Origin of the sequence: Rhodococcus zopfii NBRC 100606 = JCM 9919, assembly GCF_001895025.1 — a bacterium.
GTDB lineage: Bacteria > Actinomycetota > Actinomycetes > Mycobacteriales > Mycobacteriaceae > Rhodococcus > Rhodococcus zopfii.
On record NZ_BCXI01000019.1, the window covers coordinates 54200 to 74859 of the forward strand.

Annotated in this window: 16 protein-coding genes; 8 read left to right on the top strand and 8 right to left on the bottom strand. The window is 70.3% G+C overall.

Going from position 1 to position 20660, the window contains the following annotated elements; genetic code table 11:
• Window positions 1-60: 60 nt before the first annotated feature.
• The 3 genes from RZ1_RS14445 to RZ1_RS14455 are packed head-to-tail and all read right to left on the bottom strand — an operon-like array spanning window position 61 to window position 2857.
• Entirely contained in the window at window positions 61-1854 is a 1794-nt protein-coding gene (locus RZ1_RS14445) for an AMP-dependent synthetase/ligase (protein ID WP_072812983.1), read from the bottom strand.
• On the bottom strand, window positions 1847-2362 hold the full coding sequence (locus tag RZ1_RS14450) for a MarR family winged helix-turn-helix transcriptional regulator (protein WP_238072152.1): 516 nt from the start codon (window positions 2360-2362) through the stop codon (window positions 1847-1849). Before RZ1_RS14450 ends, RZ1_RS14445 begins: the two co-directional genes overlap by 8 nt.
• 42 nt (window positions 2363-2404) lie before the next feature.
• Complete coding sequence (locus tag RZ1_RS14455) at window positions 2405-2857, bottom strand: MaoC/PaaZ C-terminal domain-containing protein (RefSeq protein WP_072812985.1); 453 nt, start codon at window positions 2855-2857, stop codon at window positions 2405-2407.
• 326 nt (window positions 2858-3183) lie between these two features.
• Between RZ1_RS14455 and RZ1_RS14460 the strand changes: the two genes are divergently transcribed.
• The 6 genes from RZ1_RS14460 (at window position 3184) to RZ1_RS14485 (ending at window position 13927) form a co-directional block, all read left to right on the top strand.
• Window positions 3184-4116, top strand: coding sequence for an ATP-binding cassette domain-containing protein (locus RZ1_RS14460; RefSeq protein WP_072812867.1), 933 nt, complete (start codon window positions 3184-3186; stop codon window positions 4114-4116).
• Window positions 4113-4916, top strand: coding sequence for an ABC transporter permease (locus RZ1_RS14465; protein WP_072812869.1), 804 nt, complete (start codon window positions 4113-4115; stop codon window positions 4914-4916). Before RZ1_RS14460 ends, RZ1_RS14465 begins: the two co-directional genes overlap by 4 nt.
• A gap of 601 nt (window positions 4917-5517) precedes the next feature.
• Window positions 5518-6960, top strand: a complete 1443-nt coding sequence (locus RZ1_RS14470; protein ID WP_072812871.1) for a DUF2397 domain-containing protein — start codon at window positions 5518-5520, stop codon at window positions 6958-6960.
• Window positions 6957-8102 carry a TIGR02678 family protein gene (locus tag RZ1_RS14475; protein ID WP_072812873.1) on the top strand — a complete coding sequence of 382 codons (1146 nt, stop codon included), beginning with the start codon at window positions 6957-6959 and terminating at the stop codon, window positions 8100-8102. Before RZ1_RS14470 ends, RZ1_RS14475 begins: the two co-directional genes overlap by 4 nt.
• Window positions 8099-12241: a TIGR02680 family protein gene (locus tag RZ1_RS14480; RefSeq protein WP_072812874.1), complete on the top strand. Its 4143-nt coding sequence runs from the start codon at window positions 8099-8101 to the stop codon at window positions 12239-12241. Before RZ1_RS14475 ends, RZ1_RS14480 begins: the two co-directional genes overlap by 4 nt.
• Before the next feature lie 132 nt (window positions 12242-12373).
• Window positions 12374-13927, top strand: coding sequence for a long-chain-fatty-acid--CoA ligase (locus RZ1_RS14485; protein WP_072812876.1), 1554 nt, complete (start codon window positions 12374-12376; stop codon window positions 13925-13927).
• Window positions 13928-13970: 43 nt separating this feature from the next.
• Here the strand turns inward: RZ1_RS14485 and RZ1_RS14490 are convergent, their stop codons facing one another.
• Window positions 13971-15155, bottom strand: coding sequence for a thiolase family protein (locus RZ1_RS14490; RefSeq protein WP_072812878.1), 1185 nt, complete (start codon window positions 15153-15155; stop codon window positions 13971-13973).
• Window positions 15156-15288: 133 nt separating this feature from the next.
• Window positions 15289-16158 carry a hypothetical protein gene (locus RZ1_RS14495; protein WP_244899333.1) on the bottom strand — a complete coding sequence of 290 codons (870 nt, stop codon included), beginning with the start codon at window positions 16156-16158 and terminating at the stop codon, window positions 15289-15291.
• Window positions 16159-16523: 365 nt separating this feature from the next.
• Between RZ1_RS14495 and RZ1_RS14500 the strand changes: the two genes are divergently transcribed.
• The gene (locus tag RZ1_RS14500; RefSeq protein WP_072812880.1) at window positions 16524-16844 is read left to right on the top strand and encodes a chorismate mutase; all 321 of its coding nucleotides are present in this window, start codon (window positions 16524-16526) and stop codon (window positions 16842-16844) included.
• A gap of 84 nt (window positions 16845-16928) precedes the next feature.
• On the opposite strand, the gene RZ1_RS14505 is transcribed toward RZ1_RS14500, so the two are convergent.
• Entirely contained in the window at window positions 16929-17726 is a 798-nt protein-coding gene (locus tag RZ1_RS14505) for an SDR family NAD(P)-dependent oxidoreductase (protein ID WP_072812882.1), read from the bottom strand.
• 187 nt (window positions 17727-17913) lie between these two features.
• Between RZ1_RS14505 and RZ1_RS14510 the strand changes: the two genes are divergently transcribed.
• Window positions 17914-18480, top strand: coding sequence for an NADPH-dependent FMN reductase (locus RZ1_RS14510; RefSeq protein WP_072812884.1), 567 nt, complete (start codon window positions 17914-17916; stop codon window positions 18478-18480).
• Here RZ1_RS14510 and RZ1_RS14515 read toward each other — a convergent pair.
• Window positions 18461-19039, bottom strand: a complete 579-nt coding sequence (locus RZ1_RS14515) for a hypothetical protein (RefSeq protein ID WP_238072083.1) — start codon at window positions 19037-19039, stop codon at window positions 18461-18463. The genes RZ1_RS14510 and RZ1_RS14515 overlap by 20 nt on opposite strands.
• A 111-nt stretch (window positions 19040-19150) precedes the next feature.
• Window positions 19151-20575, bottom strand: a complete 1425-nt coding sequence (locus RZ1_RS14520) for an aldehyde dehydrogenase family protein (RefSeq protein ID WP_072812886.1) — start codon at window positions 20573-20575, stop codon at window positions 19151-19153.
• Between the last annotated feature and the right edge of the window lie 85 nt (window positions 20576-20660).

Below are 20660 nucleotides of genomic sequence, written 5' to 3' on the forward strand. Positions count from 1 at the left end.
CCCGACAACGACGACGCGGACCCATCCGGATTCGGGTGGGTCCGCGTCGGTTCGTGCGGGTCAGCGGGCGTACATGCTCTCGATGTCCTCGGCGAAGCGTTCGGTGACGACGTTTCGCTTGATCTTCAGCGTCGGAGTCAGCTCACCCGTCGCCTCCGTCAGGTCGCGGTCGAGGATCACGAACTTCTTGATCGCCTCGGCGTGCGAGACGGTCGAGTTGGCGTCGTCGACGATGCTCTGCATCGCGTCGCGCAGCGACGGATCGTGTCGCAGCTGAGCGATCGTGGCGGTCGCGGGCTTGCCGTTCTCGGCCTTCCAGTTGTCGAACACGTCGGGGTCGACGGTGAGCAGCGCGGTGATGTAGGCGCGACCGTCGCCGATCACCACGGCCTGCGAGACCAGCGTGTGCGAGCGCATGCGGTCCTCGAGCTGGCCGGGCGAGACGTTCTTGCCGCCGGCGGTGACGATGAGGTCCTTCTTACGGCCGGTGATGTACACGTAGCCGTCCTCGTCGATCTCACCGAGGTCGCCGGTGCGGAACCAGCCGTCGCGGAAGACCTCCTCGGTGGCCTTCTCGTTGCGCCAGTAGCCCCGGAAGATCACGCCGCCGCGCAGCTCGATCTCGCCGTCCTCGGCGATGCGGGTGCTGTTGCCGCCCATCGGCTGGCCGACCGAACCGATCTTCTGCGCGCCGGGCGTGTTGACGCTGTGCGCCGCGGTGGACTCGGTGAGGCCGTAACCCTCGTAGATCGGCACGCCGACGCCACGGAAGAAGTGGCCGAGCTTCGGGCTGAGCGCACCGCCGCCGGAGATCGCGTACCAGCAGTCGTTGCCCATCGCGGCCCGCAGCTTCGCGTAGACGAGCTTGTCGGCCATGGTGCGCTTGGCCTTGAGCGACAGCGACGGACCACCCTGATCGAGGGACTCGCTGTAGGCGACGGCGGTTTCCTCCGCGAACCGGAAGATGGATGCTGTGAGCTTGCCCCCCGCGGCCGCCTTGCCGGCGGCGGCATCGCGCACCTTCTCGAACACGCGCGGCACGCCGAGGATGATGTTCGGCGAGTACCGCTCGAACTGAGCGGACACGCTCGAGAAATCCGACCAGTGCGACTGGGCGGTGCCGGATTCGAACAGCGCCAATGCGACCGCACGGGCCAGCACGTGCGCGAGCGGAAGGAAGGTCAGACCGCGGTTGCCGGGTTTGGCGACCGCTCCGACCGCGGAGGTGAGGATCGCGCGGACCTCGGACAGGAAGTTGCGGTGGGTGAGGATGCAGCCCTTGGGCCGGCCCGTGGTGCCGGAGGTGTAGACCAGTGAGGCCAGGTCGTCGGCGCGGATGCCCTCGAGGCGGGCCTGCAGCTCGGCGTCGTCGACGCCGGCGCCCTCGGCGATCAACGTGTCCACGGCGCCTCCGTCGATCTGCACGATGCGGCGCAGCGTCTCGGGCATGCCGACGAACAGCGCCTCGTGGCGGGCAGTCTCGACCACGGCCAACGCGGCCTCGGAGTCCTGCAGGATCCAGTGGATCTGATCGGTGGACGAGGAATCGTAGATCGGCACCGACACCGCGCCCGCAGCCCAGATCGCGTAGTCGAACAGCGACCACTCGTAGCGGGTCGCCGAGAGCAGCGCGACGCGGTCCCCGGGCTGCACACCGTTGGCGATCAGGCCCTTCGCGACACCCGAGACCTGCTCGGCGAACTGGCTCGCGGTCACCGCGACCCAATCGTTCTCACCCTCGGGACGCGAGAACATCACCCTGTGCGGGGTCTTCTCCGCGTGCACGAAGACCGTGCGGACGACGGACTCGTCGTCACCGACGGTGAACTGGGCGGGGGTCGAGTACTCACGCACGGGCATCTCCATCGTTCGGGTCGGTCGTCGCGGCGGACGTGGTGTCCACACCGTGACGGAAGCGGCGCAGCAGGTGGACGAACCGGTCGAGTTCATCCTGGCCCCAACCGGCAAGTCCTGCACGAACTTCGTCGTGCCGGCGTGCGACCGTGTCCGACAGGACGGTCCGGCCGCGATCGGTCAGGTTCAACGGGTGTCCGAGCCGGGTCGGTCCCGGTTCCGCCGCGACCCAGCCGGCTTCGATGCAACTGCGAAGCTGACGGGACACGGTGGATCGGTTGACACCGAAGGCGTCCGAGACGTCGGTCGCGCGACACCCGGGGTGCCGGTCGACGTACCCGAGCAGGGAGTGCTGCGCCAGACTGAGCGCACCGTCGTGCGCACGTTCCCCCGCGGTCAGGAAGCGGACGAGGTTCACGAATTCGTCGTACACCTCACCCGCGGCAGCCGAAGCGAGCCGGCGCTCGGTGCCGGCGACATCTCCGACCGCGGAGTGGTTCTGTTGCACAGCGCAACTGTAAGCCTCGGGTGGCGCGGACCACGAATCGGCCTATCCGCGGCACCGCACGAACGACTCGACGGTCCCGTCGAGCACGGCCCTTCCCTCGTCGTCGACGAGGGTGACCGTGGCCGTGACCAACCCGCGACCGCGATCGTCGATGGTCACGTCGTCGATCACATAGGTCCCGGTCAGGACGGTTCCCGGCAGCACCGGACCGAGAAACCGGACCTGACGCAGTTGCCTTCCGGCGATCACCGCCCACCGGGCGTAGGCAGCCTCGACCGTGAGCCGCTGCGCGACCGCGAGAGTGTGGATTCCGCTGGCGATCAGGCCGCCGAACGGCCCCGACTCCGCGGCATCACGGTCGGTGTGGAACCACTGCGGATCCCAGGATCGGGCGAAGTCGACCAGTTCGTCCTCCCCGACCGTGTGGGTCCCCAATCCGATCCGGTCGCCGACGACCAGGTCTTCGGCATACAACACGGTCTGCGGTGCACTCACGTGGGTTTCTCCTCGGTCGGGTGCGGATCCGGTGACGACGATCCGGTCCCGCCATTGGATCACTCCCAGGCCGCGCGCCGCCGGGTCCGCCCGCCGACCGGCAGCGCGAAGCGACTGCCTGTCCGGTCCACTCCGGCGGAAAGGTCCGATGCGGCGCAGTCCCTCGGCCCGAGGTCCCGCCGGTGGGTGTGCGTCCGTGACACGGGTCGTTCGTCTGAGGAAGCGGCCCCCCGATCGGGTTGGGGGCACTGTCAGCCCCGAAAGGAACCCGTGATGACCACCCGAATGTCCGCCCGTCCCGCCGCCGACCCGGCCGGGGGTGCGCGATGACCGCCCCGGCCGTCCTGGTCGAGGATCTGCACGTCGCCTACGGCAGAATGTGGGCCCTCGACGGCGTAGACCTGGAGGCCGCTGCCGGAACCACGATCGGAGTGCTCGGGCACAACGGCGCCGGGAAGACCACCCTGATCCGCACGCTGACCACCCTCGTGCCCCCGACCATCGGGCGCGCACGAATCGACGGCCTCGACGTCGTCGCCGACGCCACCACGGTTCGCCGCCGCATCGGGGTGACCGGCCAGTACGCCGGCCTCGACGAATTCCTCACCGCGCGGGAGAATCTGGAGTTGATCGGCCGACTGACCGGACTGCGCCGCACCGCGCGCCCCCGGGCCGATGCCCTGATCGAGAAGCTCGGGCTGCACGAGTACGCGACCCGCCGGGTCGGGGAACTGTCCGGAGGATCGAGCCGGAGGATCGACCTGGCCGCCAGCCTCGTCGGTTCCCCGTCGGTGCTGTTCCTGGACGAGCCGACCACCGGACTGGATCCGCTCGCCCGCGCCGGGCTGTGGGACGTCGTCGAGGAACTCACCGACGCGGGCACCACCGTGGTGCTCACCACCCAGTACCTCGAAGAAGCCGACCGGCTCGCCGATCACATCGTGGTCCTGCGCCGCGGCCGGATCGCCGCCCGCGGCACCCCGACGGAGCTGAAACGGATCGTCGGCGGCAAGGTCCTGACCGCCACCGTCCCGACCGATCGGCTGGGCGGGCTGCCGTTCGCCCCGACCACCGAACACCCGGTCGACGGCGGCGCCCGGACCCGGGTGTCGGTCACCGTCGACGACGCCCCCGCAGCCACCGCACTGGTCGCCGATCTGCACCGGACCGGCACCGCCGTCACCGACCTCGACGTGACCTCGCCGAGCCTCGACGATGTCTTCGCCCACCTCGCTCACAGCACTGGAGCCCACCGATGACCACCATCCGTGTCACCGCCTCCCCGTTCGGGAGCCAGCTCGCCGCCTTGACGGTCCGCAACCTGCGCACCAGCGCCCGCGTCCCGCAACTGCTGATGTTCTCGCTGACCATGCCGATGGCGATGCTGGTGCTGTTCAGCCAGGTGTTCCGCAGCGTCGCCGCCGGACCGGGATTCCCGGCCGGGGTCAGCTACATCGACTTTCTCACCCCCGCCATGCTCGCCGTCTCCACCGTGATGGCCGGCACCAACGCCGGGGTGTCCGCGGCGATCGATCACACCAACGGTCTTCATGATCGGTTCGCGGCCCTGCCCATGCGTTCGGGGTTGCCGGGGGTGGCCCGCACCCTCAACGAAGCGGTGTTCACCCTGGCCCGCGCAATGCTACTCGGGATCGCTGCCATAGCAATGGGTTTCGAGTTCCACGGCACCCCCGCTGACGCCGTCGCCGCGGTATCGGTACTGGTGGTGCTCGCCGGAGCGATGAGTGCACTGTTCGGACTGATCGGGGATCGGCTCCGCCGCCCCGACGTGGTGCAGTTCGCCGGAATGATGGTGATGATGCCGCTGATGTTCGTCTCGAGTGCGTTCGCGCCGCTCGAGACCATGCCCGGCTGGATGCGGGCGACGGCGACGCTGAATCCGGTCGCGCATGCCACCGACGCCCTGCGCGGGCACGTGCTCGGCACCGCGACCGGCGGTGACACCGCCACCGCCCTGATCGCGGCGATCGGGTTGTGGCTGATGGTCGTCGCCGTCCCCACCCTGATCCGCCGGGTTCGGCCGTCCCGGGCCCGCTGAGCACCAGGTTCCCGTCCTGTCCCGTTCCCGCCCTGCCATGTCGCGGGGACGGGCAAGGCGTTTCCCCACTGCGTGAGCGACTTCCGGTGCGTGAGCTCCACCCGGCGTAGCGCGCGACCAAACCCCCAATTCCACAAGGAAATTGGGGGGCGGCCGAATGTGCCGGGTTCGGCGGATACGCCCCGTGCGGGCATCGACGGCGCTCATTCGGTGGCGTCGAGCAGATACAGTTCCTCCGCCACGATCAGATCCACCTCTTCGCTGGTCAGACCCGACAACAGATGCGTGGTCAACATCGCTCTCACCTCCTCGCCGTGCTTCCACCGGTACGTCGAATCCGGGGACCCGCGATCGACATCGACACCCCTACAGACGAAACACGTGCGATTCGGACGCAGAGATTCACGCCCCGCGCGCGAGCCGGCATCCCGCCTCGGGTCATGCGGGTCCGGTCGCCTCGACGCGACCGGACCCGCCCGGTGCGCACCATCTCCGGGGCCGCGACCGCGGGCCGTGGTTTTCCGCACCGGATGGTCCCGGTCCGCGGACCCCGGCTAGCCTGTCCGTACCTTGAAATTCGGGTGGGGAGGTAGGCACGGCAATGGGCGATCACCGCCGCCGCGATCTGTTCCGCCACCTCACCGACGACCACGCCGACGACTATCTCGCGGTCGTGGCCTGCCTGTCCGGCACGCTCGCCTCCGATCTGTCCGCCGCCGACATCGCCGACCGCATCCCGGGCAGGCCGTTGACCGCGGAGATCGTCGAGCAACGCTGCCGCCGCCTCGTCGAGTGGGGCAATCTGACCGCGACCCGCCCAGCGGGTGTCGACACGGACACCGCCCGCGACCGGTTCCGGGTGTCCGTGTTCGGCGGGCGCGTGCATCGCGAGGCCACCGCGATCCTGACCGCACGCGGCGGTGCCCGCGAGGTGGCCCGCGAGGTACTCGGCGTGATCTCCGCGGATCTCGCCCGCCTCGCGGGCACGCTCGAGAGCGCCCGCGCCGATCCGGATACGGTGGCCGGCCTCGTCACCAGCGTGTTCACGCATCATCGGACGTTCACCGACAGCATCGCCGACTTCTACGCGTATCTCGGGGACCTGCTGGCCCGGCTCGACCTGTCGGGGGACGAGTTCGGCCGGCTCAAGACACTGTTGCTCGAATACGTCGATCTGCTCGACGGCGATGTCACCCGGCACACCCCCGTCATCGCGGCACGGCTCGACGACCTGATCCCCCGGCTCGATCCGCTGCTGGCGGCGCTGCCCGGCCCGCCCCTTCCCGACGGCATCCCGGTTGTCCTGCCTGCGGGCCGCAGCCGCAGCGACTGGGAGGAGCTCGCCGCGTGGTACGCCGCGGATGCCGGGCCGAAGCAGCTGAGGGAGGCGGCGGGTCAGGCGCTGGGACGGCTACTCGGTCACACCCGGAGACGCCTCGCGCCCGCGGGCGCGGGCGGGTCGCGGCGCTCCGATCTGCTGGCGCTGGCGGGCCGGTTCGCGGAATCCTCGGACGCGCAGGCACATCGGTTGTTCGCCGCGAGCTTCGCTGCGTACCCGAGCCGGCACCTGCTTCTCGGGCCGGACGAGCCCGACCCGCGGATCGGGGCGGGCACGTCGTGGTGGGACGCCGATCCCGTGCCGGTACCGATCTCGCTACGGGAACGGGGGGACCGGTCTCCGCGCGGGCACAGTGCGCGCGTCCCGGACCCGACTCCGGACCGTCGTCGGATCGCCGCGCTCGCCCGCGCCGACACCGCTGCGCGTCGTGCCGCCGCGGCCGAACTCGCCGCTGCCGGAGACCTGCACGGTGCGACCGTGTCCGCCGCGGCGCGCGAACTGCTGCTCGACCGGCTCGCGGCGCTGCTCGCCCAGCACCGCACCCTGGACACCGCGGTCCGGGTCCACGACAGCGACCTCGGGTTGTGCCTGCACGCCGCGCCGGGACCGGACACCGTGGTGCACGGCCCAGACGGGGATCTGACGGTACACGCGGTCCTGCTGCGCGCAACCGTCGTGGATCCGTGGCAGGTGGGTGCGCAGTGACGACCGGTACCGGTACCGCCGCGCAGGACGCGACGGGACGCCGCGACGCGGCGCGCATCCTGCTGCAGCAGCCGATTGTCACCGCGGGCCGCGACCCGGAAGCCCTGGCATCGATCCGGCGGCACGCGACCGCGTTGCGCACGATGTTCTCGACACGCCTCGGCTACAACCTGGTCGTGGAATCGACATTCGCGCGTCTGGTCAAGGCTGCTCCGGCCGCGGCCTCACCGCCGCGGCCGCTGCTGCGCGACGGCGGCGAACCGTTCGGAGCCGCAACCTATGCCCATCTGACGCTGGTCTGTGCGGCGCTGCTCGCCCCGGGCATGGGCGATCACGTGCTGGTCTCGGCGCTGGCGGAGCAGGTCCACGGGGATGCCACCGCACTCGGTATCGCCGGCTCCGATCCGGTCGCGGACCGGCGGCAGCTGGTAGCGGCGCTGCGGGCCCTGCAGGAGTGGGGTGTGCTGACCGACGACGCCGGGATCGTCGACGGGTGGGCCACCGGGGGCGGCGACGGTGTGCTGGACGTGCACCGGCCACTGCTGGCCCACGTGCTCGCACCGCCCGCATCCGTACCCGGTCCGCAGGTGCCGGCGCGGGTGCGGCTGTACCGCAGGCTCGTCGAGGATCCGGTCGTCGCCCGCGACGACCTCGACCCGGACGAACTCGAGGAGTTGCATCGCGACCGGGTCGAACTGGCGCACCGGCTCGACGAGGACTTCGGACTCACCCTCGAGGTCCGCACCGAAGGCGCCCTTGCCTACGACGCGGACGGCACTCTCACCGACCTGTCGTTCCCCGGAGCCGGAACTCTGAAACAGGCTGCGCTGCTTCTCATCTCATCCCTGATCGAGGAACACGAACCGACCCCGGGGGCGAACCTGGCGATTCCCGCATCCGCGGTGGACCTCGCGATAGCGCACCTGGTGTCCACCCACGCACGCAGCTGGCGGGCCCGGTACGTGCGCGACCCCGGCAGCCTGCGCCGCGAGATCACGGATCTACTCGTCGAGCTGCACCTGGCCCACCACGACGACGACGGACTCGTGCTGCACGCCCCTACCGCGCGCTATCGCCCGACCGCCTCCGAAAGGCTCGCGGCCGCCGAAAGAGACACTGCCACCGAAAGACCCGCACCATGACCCGATCCCCCGATCCGCTCGCCGCGCCCCACCCCGCCCGGCGGTGGCGGCTCTCACGTGCCGGCATCGTCAATGTCTGGCACTACCTGGACACCGAGTTCACACTGTCGGGTGGCCGGCTGATCCTGCGCGGCACCAACGGGTCCGGCAAGTCCCGCGCGCTCGAGATGCTGTTGCCGTACCTGCTCGACGGCGACCGCAAACGGATGGACGCGACCGGTGCCGGCAAGGTGAACCTGGACGAGCTCATGCGGACCGGCGCCGGCGATCAGGACAACCGTGTCGGTTATCTGTGGCTCGAACTCGCTCGCCCGGACGAATATTTCACGATCGGCGCGCACATCCGCTACAGCACCGCCGCGCATCGCAGCGAGGTGCACCTCTTCACCACCGGGCTGCGTGTCGGTCACGAACTGACGTTGGTGGACGAGCATCGGATGCCGCTCTCCCGCGACGACTTGATCGCCGCCGTCGGCGCCGACCGCGTCACCCGCAACCCCGAGGAACACCGCGACACCGTCCGCGCAGACGTCTTCGGTCTGCGCGGCGAATCCGGACGCGACCGGTACACCGGCCTGCTGCAGTTGCTGCACACGCTGCGCTCCCCCGACGTGGGCAACCGCATCGACGAGGGACGGCTGCCGCAGATCCTGTCCGACGCGCTGCCGCCACTGAGCGAGAACCTGCTCACCACCGCGGGCGACCGTCTCGACGGACTCACCGAAACCCGTTCCGCCCAGGAACATCTCGAAGGAGCGCGGGAACAACTCGAACAGTTTCACGAGGTGTACCGCCGATACGCGACGAACGTGCTGCGCGAGGCCGCGGACGCCGCGGCGCGCGCCGCCGATCGGGTATCGGCGACGATCACCGAACTCGCCGACGCCGACGCCGATGCCGCGGACCTGGAAACACAGTCCGCCGCCGCAGACACCCGGCTGCGCGAACGTCGCGACCAACTCGACGAACTCGAACGCGCCGTCCGCGGACTCGAGTCACGCCCGTTGTTCCGGGACGCGGACGATCTCGCCCAGCGCCGCGCGACCGTCGCCGCCCTCGCGGACGCCGCGGACCAGGCGCTCGACAGCGCCGGTCGTGCTCGGCACCACGAACAGGCCGACGCCGACGTCGCAGCCGAGTACGTCGACGAGCTCACCGCCGCGGTGTCCCGGTCCGCCGAACTGCTCGCCGAGGCGAAAGCGCACCTGGCCGCGGCAGCGGTGCCGCACACCGCGCTGCCGACCGAACTGCTGTTGCACATCGACACCGCCCCGCTGCGCATGGAACCGGTCCGCACCGACCGCGACACCGTGCCGACCGCGCAGGTACGTCCCGCCGTCGCGGATCTGCGGCTGCGGCCCGACAACCTCGATTCGGCGCGCGACGCCGCCCACGCCGCGGCGACCGCCGCCCAGCGCCGCGGCGACCGCGCCGGCCGGCGACTGGAGGAGGCCCGCCGCCTGGAGGCCGCCGAACGCGCCGTCCGCGCCGCCGAGGCGGACGCCGAACGCACCGCCGGTGAGGCCGAACGCGACCGCGCCGACCTCGCGGAGTCGACCCGGTTCCGCGACGATGCCGCCATCGATCTCAACCGCCGGTGGCGGGCATGGATCACCGATGCCCGCACCATGCGGCTGCTGCCGGCGGTCGAACAGTCCGGACCCGATCTCCTGCAGGCGCTCTCCACCGACCTCGAGGCCCTCACCGGCACCGGTGGCGACGACGCCGACTCCGACTCCGCTCTGAGCGAACTCGACCGGCTGCCCGAGAGCGCCGCTCGCACCGCGCGCGACGACATCGCCGCCGAGCTCGCCGCGCTCGAGCTCGCCGACCAGGACGCCGCCGGGATCCGCACGGCCCTGCTCGAGGAACGCAAGACCCTCGAAGCCGACCGGCGGCCCGGGCCCGAGGACGCGCCGTGGCGGCGCAAAAACGACGGTGTACCCCTTTGGCGCGTAGTCGAATTCGACGACAGTCTCGGTACGGACGACCGGGCGGGAGTGGAGGCGGCACTACTCGCGGCCGGGTTCCTCACCGCCACCGTCGACGGGGACGGCCGCCTGCGCGCCCAGTCCGGTCAGGTCCTCGTCTCACCCCGCAACGAACCGCCGCGGCACCCGCTGTCCACGGTGCTCGTCCCCTCGTCCACCGCCCCGGTGCCGGCGACGGCGATCGCGACGGTGCTCGCCGCCATCGGTTTCGAGGACGCCGGCGCGGTCGCGTCGGTCTCCCGGGACGGACGCTGGCACAACGGCGTGCTGCGCGGACGCCACACCGCCGACGAGGCCCGGTTCATCGGCGCACACACCTCCGACGACTCCGGTCGCCACGCCGCACGACTCGAGGAACTCGCCGCGGAACTCGCCGCCGTCGACACCGCGGCCGCGCAGCGCGCCGAGCGCCGCCGCACCCTCGAACGGGATCGACGCGAACTCGATGCCCACCTGCCGACCGCGCCGCGGTCGATCGCACTGCGGGAGGCGCGCGTCCGCACCCGCGAGCACGAGGCCCGCGCGGTGCGCAGCGCCGAGGCGGCGGCCGCAGCACGCGACCGTGCCGCCGAGCTGCGCGCCCACTGGTCCGCCGACCTCGACACCCACCGCGCCACATGCGCGCATTTCGAGATGCCGTCCGCCGTCGCGGCCCTCGACACGGTCGTCGCCACCTGCACCGACGCCGGGCGCGCCTGCGTCGACCTCGCCCGGGGTCTCGACGACGTGCGCGCGAGCCGCGACCGCCACGACCGCGCGATTCGCCGTCTCGCGGGCAGCGCTGCGCGGCGCATCGAGGCCGAGGCGGTTGCCGAGACCCGCTGGCACGAATGGCACGGCAAGGCCGCCGTGGTGGCGGCGCAACACGAGGCCGTCGCGATGAGCGTGGCGGAGCTCGAGGCCGAACTGTCGAACTCCACCACCGAGCAGGCACGTACCGAGGAGCAGTGCCGCCGCACACAGGCGCACCGGGAGCAGCTCGGCAAGGACGTCGCGCAGGTGCGTGAGCGCTGCTCGGCGATCCGCGAGCGTCTGGTCCGCGACCGGGAGGAACTGGTCGCCGCGGGCGCCACTCTGTCCGCGCGGCTACAGCTCCCGCCGATCGCCGCTGCCACGGACGTGCAGGTCGATCCGGTGGCCCACACCGACGACCCGGACACGGTGCGTGCGGTCGCCGATGCGGTGCGCGCGGCCCTGCCGTCCGGTAAGACGGCCGGGCAGAACCGGGTCCTGGCGGCGTTGCAGCAGTTCGGGCGGGCCGTGTCCGGGCAGCTCGACGTCGAGCACACGGTCGACGACGGCGTGCACGTGGTCCGGATCGCCGGGGCAGGGGCCGACGGAACGCCGACCGAGGTTCTCGAGCACGTGACCGCACGGGTCGACGAGGGCAGGCGCGCGCTCACCCAGCGGGAGCGGGACGTGTTCACCGGGTTCGTGCTCGGTGGTGTCGCCGACGAGTTGCGTCGCCGCATCGAGCGGGCCGGCGAGCTGGTCGACGCGATGAACGTGAGCCTGTCGGGCAGCCGCACCAGCCACGGCATCGGGGTGCGTATCGGGTGGGTGCCCAACCGCGGCGACGACGAGATCGCCCGCATCACGGCGCTGCTGGCGGATCCGGCCGGCACGGGCAACGGCGCGGAACTGATCGACATGCTGCGCCGGCGCGTCGAGGCGGCGCACACGACGGATCCGTCCGCCGGGTACGCCGCGCACCTCGCGCAGGCGCTGGACTACCGGAACTGGCACACCGTCGACGTGACGATCCTCGGTCCGGAACCCGATCAGGAGCGTCGGATCTCCAAGCGCGCCAAGATCTCCCAGGGCGAGACGCGGTTCGTGTCGTACGTGACGTTGTTCGCCGCGGCCGACGGCTATCTCTCGAGCCTGCCGGACGTGGACCGGGCGCTGCGGTTGGTGCTGCTCGACGACGCCTTCGCCAAGATCGACGACCCGACCATCGGCGAGCTGATGGGCCTGCTGGTCCGGCTCGACATCGACTTCGTCATGACCGGGCACGCCCTGTGGGGTTGCGTGCCCCAGGTTCCCGCCCTCGACATCTACGAAGTGCGCCGAATCGAGGACAGTTCCGCGGTGACCACGCACGTGCACTGGGACGGCCACAACCGGCACCTGCGCCCCACGAGCTGAGTGCGCCCGCCTCCTCGGGTCGATCGGGTCCGGCGAATCCCGGGACGGCGGCACCCGCCCGCTATAGCCTCTGTGCCACGTCGCGGTGCTCGACCGGCCGCGGCGCCGCGCCGCCGAGAAGGAGTTCTCCGGATGTCCGAGTCGATCCGTCCCACCTTGATCGAGCGTGTCGCACACTGGGCGCGCACGACACCGGATGCCGAGGCTGTGCGATATCTCGGCCGCAGCCACAGCTGGTCGCAGTGGCACGAGCGACTGCTGCGTCTCGCCGCAGCCCTCGCCGATGCGGGCGTGGGTCCCGGCGACACCGTGGCGTTCGTGGACAAGAACAACCTTGCATGCATCGAGGTCACCTACGCCGCGTCCGCGCTCGGTGCGGCCACCGCGATCCCCAACTTCCGGCTCGCCGGCGACGAACTCGTCTACGTACTCGACGATGCGAAACCTCGAATTCTGTTCGTGGGCGACGAATTCGCCGAGACGATCGACGCCATCCGCGACCGATTGAGCACCGTCCCGCAGATTCTGGTGGTCGGCGGCGACAACGACGAGTTCGAACCGCTGGTCGCGCGGTCCGAGCCGGCGACGCCGCCGCAGGTCGCGGCGGACACCACGGCGCTGCTGCTCTACAGTTCCGGCACCACCGGTCACCCGAAGGGCGTGCAGCTCACCCACCGGAACCTGGCCGCGCACGCCGAGGCGGTGATGTCGGTGCTGCCGTTCGCCGACGGGGACTGCCTGTTGGTGGCGATGCCTCTGTTCCATGTGGGCGGCACCTGCTACGCGGCGATGGGCATCCACGACGGCCGGCGCTGCGTGTTCACCCGTGAGGCGGACGCGGCATCGCTGTTCGGCGGACTCGCGGCGGGGGCGAACATCGCGTTCCTGGTGCCGCCGGTCATCGCCGGGGTACTCGCAGCGGGCGAGCAGGCCATCGCGGCGTTCGCCGGGCTCAAACGGATCACCTACGGCGCCGCCCCCATGCCGCTGCCGCTGCTGCGCGCAGCGCTGGCGGCGTGGCCGGACACCGAGTTCGTGCAGGTCTACGGAATGACAGAACTCGCCGGGGTGATCACCGCGCTGCTGCCGGACGTGCACCGCGACGAATCACAGGTCGCGCGGATGGCATCGGCCGGCACCCCGCTCCCGGGTGTGGAGATGCGCATCGTCGACCCGGCGACCCTCACCGATGTGGAACCCGGCGCCGTCGGGGAACTGTGGTGGCGGTCGGAGCAGACCACGCCGGGCTACTGGCACCGTCCCGACGCCACGAACGACGCGATCGTCGACGGCTGGTTGCGCAGCGGCGACATGGGTCGCGCCGACGACGGCGGTTTCGTCTACATCGAGGACCGGCTCAAGGACATGGTCATCACCGGTGGGGAGAACGTGTACTGCCCCGAGGTGGAGCGGGTGCTCGTCGAACACCCGGATGTCGCCGAGGTCGCGGTGATCGGTGTGCCGGACCCCAAGTGGGGCGAAACCGTGAAAGCCGTGGTGGTGCCGGTGGCCGACAGCTCCGTCAAGGAGAGCGAGCTCATCGACTACACTCGCGAGCATCTCGCGAAGTTCAAGTGCCCCACCAGCATCGACATCGTCGATGTGTTGCCGCGCAATCCGACCGGCAAGATCCTCAAGCGGTCGCTGCGCGCACCCTACTGGGCGGATCGGGCGCGCGGCATCTGAGCCGCGCGGTGGGGGCGCAGCCGCACCCCCACCGCGCGCCGCATCAGCGGATGCGACGGAAGAGCGCGGCGAGGGCCTGGCCGCCACCGATGCACATCGTGACGATGCCGAGCTCGAGGTCGCGGCGCACCAGGTCCTTGGCGACGCGGACGGTGAGGATCCCACCCGTCGCGCCCACCGCGTGTCCGAGCGCGATCGCCCCGCCGTACGGGTTCGTCTTCTCGGGGTCGAGTCCGGCGTCGCGGATCACGGCGACGGCCTGCGACGCGAACGCCTCGTTCAGCTCGATCGTGTCGATGTCGGATGCCGTGGTGCCGGTCTGCTCGAACAGCTTCTGCAGCGCCAGAACCGGGGCGTAACCCATCAGCTCCGGCTCCATCGCGGCGGTCGCGACGGACTCGAGGGTGACCAGGCCGGTCAGGCCCTTCTCCTCGGCAACGGACTGGCGGGCCAGCACGACCGCACCGGCGCCGTCGTTGATGCCCGACGCATTGCCGGCGGTGACGGTGCCGTCCTTCTCGAACGCCGCGCGCAGCTTGCCGAGCGTTTCGAGAGTGGTGTCCGGCTTCGGGTGCTCGTCGGTGGTGACGGTGACCGGGCGGCGGCCGCCGATCTCGACGGCGGTGATCTCCTCGGCGAACGCGGCCTGCGCGGCGGCGGTCGCGGCGCGGCGCTGCGACTCGACGGCGAACTCGTCCTGCTGCTCGCGGGTGATGCCGTACTTGCGGGCCACGTTCTCGGCGGTCACACCCATGTGGATGTTGTGGAACGGGTCGGTCAACATGCCGACGGTGCCGTCGACGAGGGTGCGGTTACCCAGCTTGTAACCGGTCCGCGCGGAGTAGTCGTAGAACGGCATGCGCGACATGTTCTCGTCGCCGCCGGCAACGGCCAGGTCGACGCCGCCCCACCGCATCTGCATCGCGGCCGACCACACGGCCTGCAGACCGGAGCCGCACAGGCGGTTGACGGTGTAGGCGGGAACCGAGTCGGGGATTCCGGCGCCGAGGGACACCCGGCGGGCGTTGTAGGCGTCGGGGCCGACCTGGCCGATGCAGCCCATGACGACCTCGTCGATGTCGTCGGCGGCCACGCCCGACCGTTCGAGGGCAGCCTTGACGGCGGTGGCGCCCAGTTCGTGCGCCGGCACGTCCTTGAAGACGCCGCCGAAGCTGCCGACGGGGGTCCGTGCTCCGTCGACGACGACGATCGGTTCCGGTGTGGTCATGTCCTGTCCAATCTGCTCGAAACGTTCGAGTCTGGCACCGAGTGCCAGGACTGTTGATAATCAAAGTTACCTGCGCGGGCGCAATCGGAATACCCCCGGCCCCTCGTGTTCTCGGCGCCGGCACGGATCGGCGCTAGCGGGGATCCGTCAGGTCCTGGCGCAGGATCCGTTCCGTCGCTCGCGGTGAGCCCAGCTCGCGGCGCATCTCGGGAAAGCGGGCGTAGAACTCGAGCACCCGATGCAGCAGCACCGGGTCGATGTCGAATCGCCGCGAGTCCACTTCGATCATCGGTTCCACCGGCATCCGATCCAGGCGGAAGATGCGGCTGGTACGACGCTTGGCCCACGCCGCGGTGGGTGTGCCGAGCACCCAGGTTTCCGGGTAGCCGTGGTGGTCGGCGCGCACCCCGGCCACCGACACCCACGGCAGATACGACTCGACGGTCCAGCCTCGCTGCCGGATCCCGTCGGGTCCCAGAAGCAGGGAGCCACCGCGGATGCGGCCGAGCAGGACCTCGACGACGAACGCCACGCACGGCACGCCCAGCAGCGCGAGCACGGGGCTCACCCACGGGAACCCACCGCTGAACACGAACACTTCGACGGCGGCGCCGACGGCGAGCGCTGCGCCGCAGCCCACCATCGCGACGAGCAGCCCGAACACCCATGTTCGCGACCGCAGCTCGGTAGCGCCGCCGGCGCCGAACGGCACGTATCGCACGCCGGGCTCGCCGCGCTGCGGTCGCCAGTAGACGTAACCGAACAGCGCGGTCAGCCCCATGAGCGCCGCGAGGATGAGGAAGAAGCGGGTCACCGCGCCCGAGTCGGCGACCCCCGTACCCGCGCGCCACAACGCCAGGACGAAACCGACGGCGGCGAGCACGATCGCAATCGTGACTCGCGGGTTCCGCGAGCCTGCCGGCCATTCCGGGGGCCGGTGCAGTGCGGTCGCGGACGGTGCGGATTCCGGTTCGTCGTCACGCCCTGTGAACGCCCGTCCCACTGCGGTTCCCCTTCCGGAGCGCCGGGGGACCCCGCTGCCCCCGACCGGTGCCGGTTTGGGCGCGAACGCTACCGCAGCGGAGCCTCCGGATCGGGCAGACACGCCCGGAGCTGGACATTCGACCGAAATGTCGGGAAAGTGGTCACATTGGCCTGGAGAAGGCACACAAACATCTCCAGCACCAGTGTGATCATCACCATACTCAAGAGTCAGTTCGAATATTTGCGCTGTTCAGACGGCGTTTCACCGGGGGGAATCACATGGCTGGGAGAAGACACGCAGATTTCTGTGTACGGATGAGTAACACCTTCGGCGATCGACACGACACAATCTGTGACGATTCAGACGAGACCGGAGGAATCTGCATGACTGTCCAGCTTGATTCGCCTGGCATCGAAACCGCCGAGCAGGCTGTTTCGACCGAGGTCGAGCTTGTGTCGGCCGACGTCGAACTCGCACATCTGTTCGACGAGATCCAGGAACTCGACGCCCAGATTCTCGAGGTGATCAAGCGGCGCTGCGAGCTGTCTCAGCTGATCGGGGTTGCGGCGAAGGCCACCGGCCATTCCCGCGAGGCCCAGAACCACGAGATGCAGGTCCTGGACCGCTTCACCGAGCTCGGCAAGGACGGCAACACCCTCGCGCTGACGCTGCTGCGTCTCGGCCGCACGCGCCTCGCATCCTGACCGCTGGCCCCGGGCCACGAAGCCCCCGCACCACTGCGGTGCGGGGGCTTCGCCGTTCTCCACTCCCGTGCCCGGGCGGTCCGATCAGTAGTAGACCGCGCCCGGCACGCCACCGCCGACCGCGACGGCATCGCCGGTAATGCCGACGCTGCGCGGCGACGCCAGGAACGCGACGACGTCGGCGACCTCGCGCGCGTCGATCAGCCGGTGCAGCGAGTTCCGTGCCAGCTCCCGTTCGAGTTCGCCGACCGGGACGCCGGTCTCCGCGGACCGGGCGGCAACCTGTGCGGCGAGCCGCTCGGTCCGGGTTCGACCCGGATGCACGACCGTCACGTTGATGCCGTGCGGTCCGAGTTCGTCGGCCAGGTTCTTCGTCAGCGCGGACACACTGACGTTGCGGACGGTCTGCGCGATCGAGTTGGCGGCGCGCGCCCCGAGACCGCTGATGTTGATGATGCGACCCCAGCCCTGCTCGACGAAGTACGGCGCGACGGCACGCGCGGTGCGCAGGTAGCCGAGTACCTTGATCTCGATCTCGTGGCGCACCACATCGTCGGTGGTCGCGGCGAAATCGGTCGGGGCGTTCGCGCTCCACGGCGTGGCCGCCGAGTTCACCAGGATGTCCACGCCCCCGAACTCGGCGACGGTCCGCGCCACGAGCGCATCCACCGAATCCTGGTCGCCGGTGTCGGTGGGCACCGGGACGATGCGACGTCCGGTCTCGTCGGCGAGCGTCTTCGCGGCGAGTTCGAGGTCGTGCGCGGTACGGGCGGCGATCACGACGTCGGCTCCTTCGGTCGCCAGCGCCCGGGCAATCGCGTGGCCGATGCCGCGGCTGCCTCCGGTGACGATCGCGCGCTTGCCTTCGAGGCCGAGATCCATGGTGCTCCTCACGAAATGCCGGTTGGTTCACCGCCGACGCTAGCCCGCGGCCCGGTCGTCGCCACCGTTTGCCGTCAGGATGACCGAAAGTCGCGGTCGGCCGAAAGCAGGGTGGCGACGCCACGATCGGCGGATACTCGAGCGAAGTTCCCCCTCAGGTTTCCCGCGCCTGGAAGGACTCGTCTTCATGACCACCTACACGGTCGGATACTTCGTCGGTAGCCTCTCGTCGCGGTCCATCAACCGGACGCTGTCGAAGGCCCTGATCCGGTTGGCACCGGACGATCTCGAGTTCGTCGAGATCCCCATCAAGGATCTGCCCCTCTACAGCCCCGACTACGACGCGGACTATCCGCCGGAGGGCACGGCGCTGAAGGAGGCGATCGCCGCGGTGGACGCGGCGCTGTTCGTCTCTCCCGAGTACAACCGGTCCATTCCGGGCGCCCTGAAGAACGCCATCGACTGGGCGTCGCGGCCGTGGGGTCAGAATTCGTTCGATCATGTGCCGACCGCGCTGATCGGCGCGTCCATCGGTGCCATCGGTACCGCCGTCGGCCAGCAGAGCCTGCGCGGAGTCATGGCGTTCTGCAATGCCCGGCTGATGACCGCCCCCGAGGCGTACATCCATTACACGCCGGAGGTGTTCGGCGACGACGGCACCGTCCACACCGAATCGACGGAAACGTTCCTGCGCAACTACATGTCCGAGTTCCGGGACCACATCGTCCGGGTCCTCACCGTGCTTCCGCGGTAGGACGGACCGGCCCGATCATCGGGACCGCCGATTCCAGCTCGATCTCGGCGAGAACCCGGCCGGCGACGGCGGCAATCCGATGGGCGGGCAGTTCTGCATACCCGGCCAGCACGATCGCCAGTTGCTCGGTCGGCGGCAGCGTCGCGAACAGCACCGCGCCGTGCGGGCAGTCGTCGGCGACCAGGCCGACATGCGCCTGCCGAGGCCGCCGCAGGTAGACGAACCAGCACAGCACGTACGCGCACAGTTCGGGTCCGACGGGTCCGCGCCACGTGGCCACGGCCCGCGCGACCGCCCGGTCGAGGATCTCCGGTTCCGCATCCCCGGCGAGGAGCCGCGCGCACGGCGCGAGATCGGGGAGTTTTCCTTCGAGGACTTCGCGCAACCCGGCGAGCCGTTGCCCGTCCACGGCCGGGGTCCGTACCTCGTCCGTGCCGATGCTTCGCGCGCGTTCGCCGCTGCTGCTCGAGATCGTCGTCTCTACTGCCGGCTGGTACATGGTCCGCTTCTTTCCTCGCGTCTCTACTCCGACCATCGTCCCGAGCGTGAGGAATGTCACGCGTAGCGGTCTACGCGTGTCGCAAGCGGCCACTACGTGGAAGCGCCCCGGATGACGGCCGGCGCGGGATGTTTCAGTACACCGGCCGTCATCTCGTGCGTCCTGTGCGGATCAGCGCAGGATGGACTTGATCTCGAGGAACTCCTCGAGGCCGAACACGCCGGCTTCCCGGCCCAGTCCGGACTGCTTGTAGCCACCGAACGGTGCTTCGGTGTTGAACGCGCCGCCGTTGATGTAGACCTGGCCGGTACGCATCCGGCGGGCGACCCGCTCGGCGCGGTCACGGTCGCCGGACCACACGCCGCCGGACAGCCCGTATTCGCTGTCGTTGGCGATGCGCACGGCGTCGTCCTCGTCGCGGTAGCCGAGGATCGACAGGACCGGCCCGAAGATCTCCTCGCGCGCGATGGTCATGTCCTCGGTGACGTTCCCGAATACGGTGGGGCCGACGAAGTAGCCGGTGGCGAGCCCGGTGTCGCGACCGTCGAGAACCAGGTCGGCGCCTTCCTCCGCTCCCTTGTCGATGTAGGACCGGACCCGGGCGAGCTGGGTGGCGTTGACGAGCGGCCCGAGCTTGGACGCCGGATCCGAGGGGTGCCCGACGGTGTAGGCCTGCGCGACCTTCGCGGCGAGTTCGGCGGCCTCGGCGAGGCGGTCGGCGGGCACGAGCATGCGGGTCAGGGCGGTGCAGGTCTGCCCCGAGTTGAGAAAACACTTGGAGACGCCCTCGGTGACGGCGGCGGCGAGGTCGGCGTCGTCGAGGATGATGTTCGCGGATTTGCCGCCGAGTTCCAGCGCGACCTTCTTGACGGTTTCGGCGGCGACCGCGGCGACGCGTTTGCCCGCGCGGGTGGAGCCGGTGAACGAGACCATGTCGATGTCGGGGTGTGCGGCGATGGCTTCGCCGACGACCGGTCCGTATCCGCTGACGAGGTTGAACACGCCCGCGGGCAGCCCGGCGTCGTCGCAGATGTCGACGAGCGCGTATGTGACGAGGGGCGCGACCTCGGTGGGCTTGAGGACGACGGTGCAGCCGGCGGCGAGCGCGGCGAACACCTTGAGCACCACCTGGTGCAGCGGGTAGTTCCACGGGGTGATGGCGCCGACGACACCGACGGGTTCACGCACGACGAGGGCGTTGCCGATCTCCCGGTCGTCGAAGTCGTATTCGCCGGCCAGGGTGGCGTAGGCGGCGATGTTGCTCAGCGGCATCCCGATCTGCACGGCGGCCGCGAGTTTGAGCGGCATGCCCATGTCGCGGGAGACGAGTTGGGTCAGTTCCCCGGCGCGGTCGGCGGCGAGTGCGGCGACCTTGCCGAGGTAGGCGCTGCGTTCGGCGCCGGTCAGCGCCGACCAGGCGGGGAATGCGGCGCGGGCGGCGGCGGTGGCGCGGTCGACGTCGGAGGCGGTGCCTTCCGCGACGACGGCGATGATCTCCTCGCTCGCCGGGTCGATCACATCGATGCGCCCGGTTCCGTCGGAGTCCACCCAGGTGCCGTCGATGTAGATCTTGGAGCGGTCGAGTACGTCGGTCATGCCAGTTCCCTCTCTGCGGGCGGGGTGTGTCGTGGAGCACTCTCGAACCGCAGCCTAGCCGAGCGATCGCTCGGCACTGTGACGA